At 71.9% G+C, this 11,838-nt stretch carries 9 protein-coding genes and 1 pseudogene; 5 read left to right on the top strand and 5 right to left on the bottom strand.

The features are described 5' to 3' along the window. Positions 1-55: 55 nt before the first annotated feature. On the top strand, positions 56-1,129 hold the full coding sequence (locus FRADC12_RS03135; RefSeq protein WP_232303582.1) for an ABC transporter permease: 1,074 nt from the start codon (positions 56-58) through the stop codon (positions 1,127-1,129). A 52-nt stretch (positions 1,130-1,181) separates the two neighbouring features. On the opposite strand, the gene FRADC12_RS03130 is transcribed toward FRADC12_RS03135, so the two are convergent. Continuing rightward, complete coding sequence (locus FRADC12_RS03130; RefSeq protein ID WP_045875474.1) at positions 1,182-2,180, bottom strand: IS30 family transposase; 999 nt, start codon at positions 2,178-2,180, stop codon at positions 1,182-1,184. Positions 2,181-2,608: 428 nt separating this feature from the next. Here FRADC12_RS03130 and FRADC12_RS03125 point away from each other — a divergent pair, with 428 nt between their 5' ends. Next, a complete protein-coding gene (locus FRADC12_RS03125) occupies positions 2,609-3,331 on the top strand; it encodes an ATP-binding cassette domain-containing protein (protein WP_232303581.1) in 723 nt (240 codons plus the stop codon). A 27-nt stretch (positions 3,332-3,358) separates the two neighbouring features. On the opposite strand, the gene proB is transcribed toward FRADC12_RS03125, so the two are convergent. Further along, positions 3,359-4,675 (bottom strand): glutamate 5-kinase, encoded by a 1,317-nt coding sequence (gene proB / locus FRADC12_RS03120; RefSeq protein WP_045875473.1) that lies wholly within the window; start codon positions 4,673-4,675, stop codon positions 3,359-3,361. A gap of 125 nt (positions 4,676-4,800) precedes the next feature. Between proB and FRADC12_RS03115 the strand changes: the two genes are divergently transcribed. Together FRADC12_RS03115 and FRADC12_RS03110 are read left to right on the top strand one after the other, a co-directional pair. Further along, the gene (locus FRADC12_RS03115) at positions 4,801-5,895 is read left to right on the top strand and encodes an NAD(P)-dependent oxidoreductase (protein ID WP_232303580.1); all 1,095 of its coding nucleotides are present in this window, start codon (positions 4,801-4,803) and stop codon (positions 5,893-5,895) included. A gap of 275 nt (positions 5,896-6,170) precedes the next feature. Beyond that, a complete protein-coding gene (locus tag FRADC12_RS03110; RefSeq protein ID WP_045875472.1) occupies positions 6,171-6,983 on the top strand; it encodes a UbiA family prenyltransferase in 813 nt (270 codons plus the stop codon). Positions 6,984-7,046: 63 nt separating this feature from the next. Here FRADC12_RS03110 and FRADC12_RS03105 read toward each other — a convergent pair. Beyond that, positions 7,047-7,719 (bottom strand): annotated as a pseudogene (locus FRADC12_RS03105) (GntR family transcriptional regulator). A 370-nt stretch (positions 7,720-8,089) separates the two neighbouring features. Between FRADC12_RS03105 and FRADC12_RS03100 the strand changes: the two are divergent. Beyond that, complete coding sequence (locus FRADC12_RS03100) at positions 8,090-8,986, top strand: PhzF family phenazine biosynthesis protein (RefSeq protein WP_045875471.1); 897 nt, start codon at positions 8,090-8,092, stop codon at positions 8,984-8,986. A gap of 224 nt (positions 8,987-9,210) precedes the next feature. Here the strand turns inward: FRADC12_RS03100 and FRADC12_RS03095 are convergent, their stop codons facing one another. Together FRADC12_RS03095 and FRADC12_RS03090 are read right to left on the bottom strand one after the other, a co-directional pair. Further along, complete coding sequence (locus FRADC12_RS03095) at positions 9,211-10,758, bottom strand: MDR family MFS transporter (RefSeq protein WP_084010418.1); 1,548 nt, start codon at positions 10,756-10,758, stop codon at positions 9,211-9,213. A gap of 155 nt (positions 10,759-10,913) precedes the next feature. Continuing rightward, the gene (locus FRADC12_RS03090) at positions 10,914-11,807 is read right to left on the bottom strand and encodes a PhzF family phenazine biosynthesis protein (RefSeq protein ID WP_084010417.1); all 894 of its coding nucleotides are present in this window, start codon (positions 11,805-11,807) and stop codon (positions 10,914-10,916) included. Positions 11,808-11,838 lie beyond the last annotated feature (31 nt).

The raw sequence follows: 11,838 nt of genomic DNA, 5'->3' as shown, positions 1-11,838 counted from the left end.
GGGTGGTTGCCGGAGTTGCACAAGACTTGCGGCGACACATAGCCTTTGGCGTCCAATGCGTGGGATTGCTCGGGTCTACTGGCGGTTACTGGGGGCCGGGTTCCGGCGCCAGTCCACCTATCGGCTCGCGGCGGTCGGCGGGGTGGTGGCGAACGCGACGTTCGGCCTGCTGAAGGTGGCGGTGCTCGTCGCGACGGTGCACGCGGCAGGCGGTGAGCTGGCCGGGTACGACGTCGGGCGGATGAGCACCTACATCTGGCTCTCCCAGGCGATGCTCGGCTCACTCAACCTCAACGGCCGCACGGACATCGCCGAACGGATCAAGGATGGTCGGGTCGCGGTCGACTTCCTGCGCCCGCTCGACGTGCGGGCCGCCGAGATCGTGACCGAGGTCGGGCGATCCATGTTCGCGCTGATTCCGCGCGGGATCCCGATGCTCGTGATCGGCGTCTTCGTCGGCATGGTGCCGCCGGGCTCGCTCGCGGCCTATCCACTCGGTGCCGGCAGCCTGCTGCTCGGGATCGTGATCTCCGTGGGGACTGCCTACCTGGTCGGGGTCGCTGGGTTCTGGCTGGTGGAGACCCGGGGCCTGCAGGTCTTCTACATGGTCATCTCGGGATTTCTGGCCGGGCTGTTCGTTCCCATCGGGCTGTTTCCGCGCTGGCTGTTGGTCATCGCCGAGGCCACGCCGTTCCCGTCGATGATGATGTACCCCATCGACGTCCTCGCGGGTCGGGTCGATCTCGCCGGCGCGCTGGGGCTGCTCGCGGTACAGGTCGGCTGGCTGGTCGGCGTCGCCGGACTCGGCCAGGTGCTGACCCGGGCCGGCCGGCGCCGCCTGGAGGTGCAGGGTGGCTGCGGCGCAGACAGCCGACCTTCCGCGGACCCGGCTACGGCCCTATCGGATGGTGCTCGCCTCCCGGGTGCGGTCCCAGACGTCCTACCGGTCGAACTTCGCGCTCGACCTGGTGAGCTCGCTGCTGGCGGCGTTGGTCGAGCTGGCCGAGGTCTGGGTGCTCTTCCACGCGGTGACCCGGCTCGGCGGTCTGGAGTTCCACCAGATCCTGCTCGTGTTCGGCCTGGCCGACCTGGCCTTCTCGGTCGCCGACCTGGCCGTCGGTCATTGTGACAACCTGCCCGTCTACCTGCGCGCCGGCACCCTGGACGGCGGAATCAAGCGGTCATGGCGACACATGACTTTCCAGCAGCTCGGTAAAGACCTCGAGCGGCGTCGCCCATTTGAGCGTCTGCCGTGGCCGCCCATTCAGCTGCGTGGCCACCATATCAAGTTCTTCCTGCGTGTGCAAGGACAGGTCTGTGCCCTTCGGGAAGTACTGGCGCAGCAACCCGTTGGTGTTCTCGTTCGAGCCGCGCTGCCACGGTGAGTGCGGGTCGCAGAAATACACGGGAATACCGGTGCGGACGGTGAAATCGGCGTGCCGGGCCATCTCCTTTCCCTGGTCCCAGGTCACCGAGTTCCGCATGAACTCGGGCAGGGTCTCCATCTTCTTGCCCAGCAGGTAGGCGACCTTGTCGGCGTTACGGTCGTACGGTATTCGCACCAACATCACGAACCGGGTCGTGCGCTCGACCAGCGTGGCGATCTGCGACTCGTTGCCCTTCCCGATGATCAGGTCGCCCTCCCAGAAACCGGGGACGGCGCGGTCCTCGGCCTCCTTCGGCCGCTCGCTGATGTTGACCATGCCGACGATCCCGCCCCTGGTCAGGGTGCTGCGCGACCGGTTGACCCGCCTGGCCCGGCCCTTACGCAGCGCGATCTTCAGTTCCGTCCGCAGCTCGCCGCGCGCCTGGAGGTAGAGGCACTCGTAGATTGTTTCGTGGCTCACGCGCATGCTCTCGTCGTCGGGAAAGTCCGTGCGCAGTCTCTCGCTGATCTGCTTCGGCGACCACTTCTCGACCAGGCCGGTGTTCACCGCGTCGTGCAGCTCCTTCGACGCGACGAGTTTCCGTTCCTTCGGGCGGGCGCACATCAGATCACACCGTGCCTGCGCATCCACCGCCCGATACGCCGCGGCACCGCCGTTACGCTCGATCTCCCGGGAGATCCCCGAATGATGACGACCGAGCACAGCGGCGATATACCGAGCCGAACGCTCCTGACTCAACTCCCGCGAGATGACCTCGCGGTCCTCCACCGTCAACCGCTCCCGTACGCCCATCCACCATCCAGCCCCTCGACACCATCGCGATCATCCTATCGGGGCGTCGCTACGACCGTTTGATGCCGCCGCTTCGCTGCAGACGCGCGGTATCGACCCAGCCATAAATCGTCACAGACTGGTTGATGTGCGCGGCCAGATCACGCACTAGCGTTCGCGCCACTTACGGTGTCCTCTCCAAGGAACGATGTGACCATCGCAGTCTGACATCAGCCACAGCCTTCGCCAGGCCCGCTTCACCGGTGATGTCGGGGTACCTAGAGTGCACAGCTTAGCCCAGGGCGGCCCGGCCAATCATGATCATGGACGGCGCGCTGGCGGAGGTGTCGGCCGCCTTTGCTGAAGGTGAGTCGACACCGCCACCTGTTGTTGTTGCCGAGCGGCGGGAGAACGGGCGCGACCGGCCGTGGTCAGGGTGGCGCAACGGCATGCACGCGGTCGTGCCGGCACAGCCTTTGGGGGTCGTGTTCGGGCAGCGGTCCCAGCTGTGGTGGGACCTTCCGGCGCGCGAGTCGTTCCGCATCCTGGCCGCCATCCACAGCCTGACCGCCGCTACCGAGCGGGCCCGGACCGACGAGCTGGTCGAGTGCCTGGAGCTGGCCGACTTCCTCGCCACCCCGGTCCGTCAGCTCTCCCTGGGCCAGCGGATGCGTGCCGAGGTCGCGGCCGCGCTGCTGCACGCTCCCCGGCTGGTCATCCTCGACGAGCCCACGATCGGCCTCGACGTCCTGTCCAAGCAGCGGCTGCGGGAGTTCCTCATCGCCGAACGGCGCACCCACGGTACGACGCTGCTGCTGACCACCCACGACATGGGCGACGTCGAGCGGCTGTGCGACCGGGTTCTCGTCATCGACCGCGGCCGGCTGGCGTACGACGGTGACCTGGCTGGCCTCGGGCGGACCACCGGCGCCGAGCGGGTACTCGTCCTCGACCTCTCAGAGCCATCGCCGGATCTGGCCGGGATCCCCGCGACCCGCCATCTGTCCAGCGAGGCGCACGGCCTGCGCCAGCGGCTCGCGTTCGACGCGGAGGCGACCACCGCCGCCAGGGTCTTCGCGGCGGTCGCCGAGCGGGCCGAGGTCCTCGACTTCACCGTCGAGGAACCTGACATCGAGGACGTCGTCCGCCGGATCTACGCCGCCCGCCGCTGACCACCGGACCGGCCGCCGGCACACAGATCAGTCGGTCGCCGGGCTGGGCGGGAAGGGGTGGTAGACCACCAGACGGGAGCGGTCGACGAAGCTGAGATCGCCGACGAGGTGGACGAATCGCTCGAGAAGCCGGTCCGACGCGGTCCGCTGCCCGTTCGGCAGCACCGCCGCCACGGCCGCCGAGGGATAGAGCGTGAGGATCTCGATCGCGAGCGTCCGGATGTTCTCGCGGCTCATGCGGTCCAGCCTCGCCAGAGCGTTGCGGACGACCGGTCGCGCCGGGCTCGTCGCGGCGAGCTGGGTCCCGGCATCGGCGAACCGGCGCAGTACGCCAACCAGGACCAGGGCGATCTCCTCGATGCTCATGGAGCGGACCAGCTCCACGAGCAGCGCCGAGGTCCGGGAGACCCCACGCCCGAGCAGCCGTCCCTGCGGGCTGACGATGTCCACCACGTCGCCGGGCCGGAAGGTGCCGCGGACCCGTTTGATCCCGGAGGCGAACAGGCTCGACCCCCAGCCGATGCCGGTCTCGGCCGCGAGGTTCACGACGAGCGCGCCGTGACTGACCGCCACGCCGGCGATCCACCGCCTGTCGGCGTCGAACCTTTTGTTGGTCGGCCGCACCCGCGTCCCACGCGGTTCGTCCTTGATGAAGTCGATGACCGCGCTCGGTCGGCGCGCGCTGGCGATCATGGTTTCGATCCCGTTGTGGGCGGCCAGCTCGGCGGCCCGGACCTTGGAGCGCATGCCGCCCCGTCCGGTGCCGCCGCGGTAGGTGGTCACCTCATGGATCTCATGGGCATTGATCTCGGGGATCGGCGCCCCGTCGACCGCCGGCGAGTGCTCGTAGACCCCGTCCACGTCCGTGAGCAGCAGGAGCTTGTCCGCGCCCGTCATCACCGCGACACCGGCCGCGATCGCGTCGTTGTCCGAGGCGGCCTCGTCGGTCGCGTCGTTCCCGTTGACGATCGGGATGACGCCGTTCTCGACGGACTCACGCAGCACCTGTGCGATGACGGCCATCTTGCGCGGATTGCGCAGGTCCTGGTCGGCCAGCAGGATCTGCGCGACGTTGCGCCCGGACATGTCGGCGACGGACCGGTAGATCGCGAGCAGATAGGGCTGCCCGACCGCCGCCGCGAGCCGGCCGCTGAACTCCGGTACCCCGGTCCTGGCCAGATGGGCCGTGCCGGACGACACGGCCCCGGACGAGACGATCACGACACCCCAGCCGAGGCCGTGCGCCTCCAGAGCGGAATCGAGCGTGTTCGTGAGCAGCCGGGGGTCCGGGCCGCTCGCGCGCGTGACAGAGCTCGAACCCAGCTTGACGACCAGGATCTTCATCCTCGGCTGCTCCTCGTGGCCTGACGGTCTCCATCAAACCCGGCGTGCGAGCGACCATTGGTGGCCAGCCCGTCATGACAGATACGGAGTGAGATGAAAGACGGAGTGAGATGAAAGATCGTCTGGTGGACGTGGCGGGGGCCGGCGGTCTCGGTCTCGGGACCGGGGCTCCGGCCGGCTCGGGCGGGCGGCCGATCGTCGTGCTGCGGCCCGCGCCGCGTCGCCACGACGAGCTGTTCGACGCCGCTGCGCGCGCCGAGCTGGATCAGGTCTTCCAGATCGTCGATCTCCCGGGGATCGATCGCGTCGCGGACGAGGAGCTGCTCGACGTGGCACTGCCGGAGGTGTTCGCGATCGTGGGGCAGCCGGCGCTGCCAAGGGAGCGGATCGCGCGGGCGCCCCGGCTGCGGGCGGTGCTCAACGTCGAGGGCAACTTCCTGCCGAACGTCGACTACCGGGCCTGTTTCGAGCGAGGGATCCACGTCCTGTCCGCCGGCCCGGCGTTCGCGCAACCGGTCGCCGAGTACGCCCTCGGGCTCGCGCTCGACCTTGCCCGCGGCATCAGCCGGGAGGACCGGGCCTTCCGGGCAGGCGAGGAGGGCCGGGTGACGTACGGCGGGTCGAGGGGAGTGCTGCTGCGCGGCGCCGATATCGGCCTCCTCGGGTTCGGCAGCCTGGGACGTGCGCTGCACCCGCTGCTCGCTCCGTTCCGACCGACGATTCGGGTGTACGACCCGTGGCTGCCGGCCTCGGTGCTGCGCGAGCGCGGCCTGGCGCCGGCGAGCCTGGACGAGACGGTGAGCCGGAGCCAGTTCCTGTTCGTGCTCGCGGCGGCGACAACGGAGAACAGGCACCTGCTCGGGGCCGCCGAGCTGGCCCTGGCGCCGCTCGGCGCCCGGCTCGTCCTGGTCAGCCGAGCCCCGGTGGTCGATTACGAGGCCCTGCTCGAACGTGTGGCGGGAGGTCACCTGATGGCGGCGGTCGACGTCTGGCCCGAGGAACCACTCGCTCTGGACCATCCGGCCCGGGCGCTCGACGGACTCGTGCTGTCCGGGCATCGGGCCGGCGGCATTCCGGCCGCGTTCCGGGAGATCGGCGAGATGGTCCGCGACGACCTCCTGCTGCTCGCGCGCGGTCTCCCGCCAGTGCGGATGCAGCCCGGCGCCCGTGAGCTGGTCGAGCGCTACCGTAACCGGCCGGTGACCGGCCAGGCCGGCTGACGCCGGTCCCCGCCGTCCAGCCACCAGCCACGCCGCCGCAGGTCGCCGGGACGCCAGACCGCTGGTCCCTTTGGGGCCCGGTCGCGCACCGTCACCTTCGTGCGGGTGACCGTCGTCTTGGCCTTCGGGTGGTTTCAGGCACGCCCTGATCACGACCACGCCAGGGCCAGATCGGCGACCGGCATCCTGGGCACGGGCGGGCGCGCCTGACGCGGGACCGTCTGTCCGCGGGGACTGGGTTATGTGGGCCGGGGCGGTCTGCGACGCTTGCGGCTATGAGGCGGTTCGGCGCGCTGGTGCGGGCCTGTCATCCGGAGCCGACCGTCGCGGTGACGTTGTTCGCCACGGCGCTGGCGATCTCCGTCGGGCGGGCCGCCGTGGGTGTGGTGGCGGTCGCCGCGGCGGTCCTGGCGGGCCAGCTGTCGGTCGGCTGGAGCAACGACTTCATCGACCGTCGGCGGGACGAGACCGGCGGGCGGGCCGAGAAGCCGATCGTCGCCGGCGGCGTGCGGCCCGCGCTGGTCGCCCGCGGCGCCGCGGGCGCGTTCCTCGCGTGCGTGCCGCTTTCCTTCTGGTCGGGCTCACCGGCGGGCTGGGCCCACCTCGCGGCGGTCGCGAGCGCCTGGGCGTACAACCTCGGGCTCAAGGCCACGCCGCTGTCGGTGCTGCCCTATGCGGTCTCGTTCGGGCTGCTGCCCACCTTCGTCGTGCTCGGGCTGGCGGGCCACCCGCTGCCGCCCTGGTGGCTGCCGCTCGCCGGGGCCCTGCTCGGGTGCGGCGCGCACTTCGCGAACACGCTGCCCGACCTGGCGACGGACGAGTGGACCGGGATTCAGGGGCTGCCGCACCGCGTCGGAGTCGGTGGGGCGCGCTGGTCGGCCGTGCTGCTGCTCGTGGCGGGCTCGGTCGTCGCCCTGCTCGGCCCCGCGGGCGTCAGCGCCTGGCGGGTGGCCGTGCTGGTCGCCGTGGCCGCGCTGACCGTGGCCTTCGGCCTGCGGCCGAACGACCGCCAGGCCTTCCGTGTCGCGATGGCGATCGCCGCCGCGGACGTGATCGCGGTCGTCATCAGCGGCACGCGCCTGCGCTAGCCGCCGCGGCCCGGCCGGCGGCGCCGCGCGCCCCGCGGCCGTGGGGCCCGGCGGCGGATCAGCTCAGGGGGTCGCGGCGTTGGTGCCGTCGGCGCGCAGCACGCCGCGCCGGGTCAGCTCGCGGATCAGCGCTTCGGCGGCGGCCCGGGCATCCGCGAGCCTGGCCGTGGAGGCCCGCTGGTCTCGCCGGCGGCGATGGCGTCGATGACGCGCCGGTGGGCGTCGACGAGGTCGCTATGGCCGCGCCGGTCGCTCTGACGGGCCGCCCACTCCAGGAAGCCGCCCAGCCCGCGCAGCTCGGCGAGCAGGCGGGGCGTCGCGCCGGCCTCGTGCTGGACGCGGACGATCTCGGCGGCCAGGTCGTGGCTTCGATCGGGCGTGGGGTCGCCGGCCGCCAGCTCATCGAGGAGGCCCCGCAGTTGGGCGAGGACGACCGGGTCACGGTTCATCGCGGCTCGCGCGGCCGCCACGCCGCCGAGCAGGCCGAGGACGTGGAAGTCCGCGCGCAGCGTGCGGGCGTCGAAATGCTGCACGGACGCCGCGCGGTGCACCCGGGTCGCGACCAGGCCGTCGCGTTCGAGCAGACGAGGGCCTCGCGGACCGGGGTGGGGCTCACGTCGAGGGCAGCGCCGATCCGTTCGACGTCGACCCGGTCGCCGGCGCGCAGCCGCCCGTCGAAGATCTCGCGGTGGACGTACTCGACGACGACCGCGCTTGTCTTCGTCCGTCGCACCATGGGCTCGGCCAGCACGTCGCCCATCGTGGCGACAACGGCCTTCTTTCGTCAATGAGAACCATTCCCGGCTGCTGCTCAACAGCGCGTACTCCCGGATGTTCGACCGGTTCCCCAACCTGAAATTGGTCTCCGTCGAGAGCGGCGCCGGTCCGGCGACATCGGCCGGTCCCAGAAGCGGGCCTGGCCACGCGACAGCGGCCGGTTCCAGGCCGATGGCCGGTCCCGTGCCGATGGCCGGTTCCAGGCCGACGGCCGGTCCCGTGCCGCCAGTACGGGACCGGCCCTGCTGTTTCCAGCCGAGGCCGGCCGCGCTGGACGCGGCCTCCTCCGATCCGTGCGACGCCGGGCCCGGCCTCGCTACCGTGAGGCAATGCTGCCTTTCCGCCAGGTCGATGTGTTCTCCCGCGAGCGGCTCCTGGGCAACCCGGTGGCGGTGGTGCATGACGCAGGCGAGCTGACCGACGCGGAACTGGCCACGTTCGCGCGCTGGACCAACCTGAGCGAGACGACCTTCCTGCTCACGCCGACCGTTCCCACGGCCGACTACCGGCTGCGGATCTTCACTCCAGGCGGCGAGCTGCCGTTCGCCGGGCACCCGACCATCGGCAGCGCCCACGCCTGGCTGGAGGCCGGCGGCGTGCCCCGCGGCGAGTACGTCGTCCAGGAGTGCGCCGCCGGGCTGGTGCCGCTGCGCCGGCTCGCAGCCGACCCGGCCGGCGGAACGCAGCCGGCCTCGCCGCCCGGTGGCACGACCCCGGTGCCCGGCGGAGTCAGCCGGCTCGCGTTCGCCGCGCCGCCGCTGCTGCGGGACGGTCCGGTCGACGACGATCTTCTCGCCCGGCTGACCGCTCCGCTCGGCATTGAGCCCGCCGACGTCGTCGACGCGAAATGGTGCGACAACGGCCCCGGCTGGGTCGGACTGAGGCTGGCCTCCGCCCGCCAGGTCCTCGCCCTGGCTCCCGACTTCGCGGCGATCGAGCAGGACACCGGGGTGGTCGGGCCCTACCCGGAAGGCGGCGAGTGCGCCGTCGAGGTACGGGCGTTCTGCGCGCCGCACCTGGGCATCACCGAGGACCCGGTGACCGGGAGCCTCAACGCGAGCCTGGGCCAGTGGCTCGCGGGCGACGTGCTGCCCACGTCCTACGTCGCCTCGCAGGGCACCGCCCTCGGCCGCCGCGGCCGGGTCCATGTCGAGAAGGCCGAGGACGGCACCATCTGGGTCGGCGGCGACGCCCACACCACGATCGCCGGCACCGTCAGGATCTAGCCCAGCGCCCAGTCCCGCCCGGCACCGTCCGGGTCCTACGCCGTGGTTGCGGCGGCGCTTCGCATCGCGACCAGGAGGTAGGTCTCCGTCGGGGACAGCGGGGTGTCAGGCCAGGCGAGGCCCGACTCGGGCGTGTGGGGCTCGAGTCCCACGTCGTGGTTGTGGCATGGCTTGGTCCCGCGGCCGCAAAGCAGGACGAGGCCGGGGCCAGTGAAGTTGCCGCGTCAGGCCAGGCTGGCCTCGGGGGTGGCGGGCTCGGCCAGCTCGGCCTCGGTCGCGGACTGTGCGAGGTCGGGGTCGGGGGTTCTGCTGGCGGCTCGGGGGAGGAGCAGACCGAGCAGGGTCGTGGCGATGGCGCACGCGGCGCCACCGGCGAAGGCCCAGCGCAGCCCACCCACCGTGGCCTCGGCGGACGCCACGCCCGCGTGGATCAGGCTGCTTTGGCGGGCCTGGGAGATGACGACCAGCAGGGCCGTGCCGATGGCGCCCGAGACCTGCATGATCGTGCCGAACAGCGAGCTGCCGTGGGCGTAGAGGTCGGCCGGCAGGTCTCCGAGGCCGACCGAGAAGACCGGCGTCATGACCGCGGCCAGCGAGGCCATCAGCACGATGTGCGCGGCCAGCACCAGCAGGTACGGCGTGTGGGTGCCGATCTGGCTGAGTGTGCCGAGCGCGACGACCGAGCAGGCGGCGCCGGGGATGACCAGTGGCCGGGCGCCATACCGGTCGTAGAGGCGACCGACCGGAGGGCCGAGCACACCCATCGCCAGGCCGCCGGGCATCACCAGCAGGCCGGTCTCCAGCGAGCTGAGGTGGCGAGTGTCCTGCAGGTACAGCGGCAGCAGGAACATCGACCCGAGGAACGCCATGTCCACGGCGGCCAGCAGCAGCAGCGAGGCGCTGAACGTGCGGTGTTTCAACGTGCGCAGGTCCAGCAGCGGGCTGCCGACCCGCTGCAGGCGCAGCTGCTTGCCGATGAACGCCGCGACCAGCGCGAGCCCGCCCGCGATGATCAGGCCGACGTAGACGCTGTTGAGGGCGCCGGCCTCGCTGAGCCCGAACAGGAAGCCGCCGAAGCCGGCCGCCGCGAGCACGACGCTGACCCAGCTGACCGGGGTGGCCTGGGTCTCGCCGATGTTCTCCAGCAGGCGCAGCCCGACGAGGCCGACGACGGCCGCGATCGGCAGCATGAAGACGAAGATCAGCCGCCACGACCCGAGCTGCAGGATGACGCCGGACACGGCCGGGCCGAGCGCGGGGGCGCAGGACATCGCCATGGTCACGGTGCCCATCACCCGGCCGCGGTCGCGCTCGGGGACGACGGTCATCAGCGTCGTCATGAGCAGCGGCATCATCACGGCGGTGCCGGCGGCCTGCACGACCCGGCCGACCAGCAGGACCGCGTAGATGGGCGCGGTCGCGCCGATCACCGTCCCGGCGCAGAAGGTCGCCATCGCGACGCCGTACGCCATCCGGGTGGTGACCCGCTGCAGGAACCAGCCGGTCACCGGGATGAGCGCGGCCAGGGTCAGCATGAAGACGGTCGAGAGCCACTGCGCGGCCCGCGGGCTGATGTCGAAGTCGACCATCAGTCGCGGCACGGCGTTCGTCATGATCGTCTCGTTGAGGATGACCGTGAACGTGGCGCCGACCAGGAGCTTGATCACGAGCGGGGTGCGACCGCGGGCGTCATCAAGACCGGCGGCCGGCGCGGCCGGCGCGAGGCCGCCGGCGGAGCTGGTGGGGCCGTCGGTGTCCAGGGAAGCGGTCAACTCGGGTCCTTCAGATCGGAGGGCTCGGATGGCGCTGCGAGGACGAACGGCCCCACAAGAGCCGCCGCAAACTCCGGTGGAACGCTCGACCTGTGCCGATGTATTCCACACATCGTTTGTTTTCCGCACATCGTCGTCCGGCGGCCGCGTGGCGGTCAGAGCGAGTCGGCGACGCGGCCGGCGCGCCGCACGTGTACGGCCCCGCCGACGCGGGTCGCGATACCGCGGGTGGTCCGGGCCGCGGTCGCCCGCACCGTCGACGGATGGCCGAGCGCGTCGCCCTGGTCGACGGTGACGGCCGGGCCGCGGCCGGTGGCGAGGAGATGGGCGGCGAGGCAGCCGGTGCTGTTCGCGTTCGCGACGTCCTCGGGCACCCCGATCGCGGGGGCGAACATGCGCGCCGCCGCCGGCTGCCCGGCGGAGGGCGGGACGTAGACGAAACAGCCGAGCTGGCCGTGACGGCGGCTCGCGGCGGCCAGCCGGTCCTGATCGGGACGCAGGGCGGCCAGGGTGGCGCGACCGGCGGCCGGGACCATCAGGCGTTCCCGGCCGGGGGAGGCGACCGACACCTCGTCGTCGGGATGCAGCGCGTCGGGGGACAGCCCGAGTGCGGCCAGGAACGCGTCGCGTTCCGGCGCCGTCGCGGCACGGGTCTCCACCGCGCCCTGGTCGAACCAGGCGTCGACCAGGAGCGGGCCGTCACCCCCGGGCGGCGGTCGGACGGTGCCGGCCGCCTCGAACTCCCGACCGGCCGCGCGTAGCGGGCCGTCGAAACCGTCGCGCGGGTCGGCGAGAGCCAGCACGGCGACCGCGGCGATCGTGCCGTGCCCGCAGTTGGGCAGCTCGCCGGCCGTGGTGAAGAAGCGGAGCTCCCGGACGCCGTCACCCGGGCGGACGACGGCGAGGTGTGAGGCGCCCAGCCGGGCCGGAATGCGCGCGAGGTCCGCGTCGCCCAGGTCGTGGCTGCCGGTGAGGACCGCCGTCGGGCTGCCGCCGGCGCCGTCGCGGACGCAGGCGGCGGCAGTCAGGACGTCAAGGGTCTTCGCCACTGGCCCATCGTGCGGCATCCGCGCCCATCCG

The organism is Pseudofrankia sp. DC12 (genome assembly GCF_000966285.1).
In the GTDB taxonomy this organism is placed as follows: domain Bacteria; phylum Actinomycetota; class Actinomycetes; order Frankiales; family Frankiaceae; genus Pseudofrankia.
This window is presented reverse-complemented; position numbering and strand designations above follow the sequence as displayed.

Bases quoted from the DNA above. Each gene is read 5' to 3' on its own strand.
- FRADC12_RS03130 (WP_045875474.1), bottom strand. From the start codon at position 2,180: ATGGGCGTACGGGAGCGGTTGACGGTGGAGGACCGCGAGGTCATCTCG.
- FRADC12_RS03110 (WP_045875472.1), top strand. From the start codon at position 6,171: ATGAGGCGGTTCGGCGCGCTGGTGCGGGCCTGTCATCCGGAGCCGACC.
- proB (WP_045875473.1), bottom strand. From the start codon at position 4,675: ATGAAGATCCTGGTCGTCAAGCTGGGTTCGAGCTCTGTCACGCGCGCG.
- FRADC12_RS03125 (WP_232303581.1), top strand. From the start codon at position 2,609: ATGCACGCGGTCGTGCCGGCACAGCCTTTGGGGGTCGTGTTCGGGCAG.
- FRADC12_RS03100 (WP_045875471.1), top strand. From the start codon at position 8,090: ATGCTGCCTTTCCGCCAGGTCGATGTGTTCTCCCGCGAGCGGCTCCTG.
- FRADC12_RS03135 (WP_232303582.1), top strand. From the start codon at position 56: ATGCGTGGGATTGCTCGGGTCTACTGGCGGTTACTGGGGGCCGGGTTC.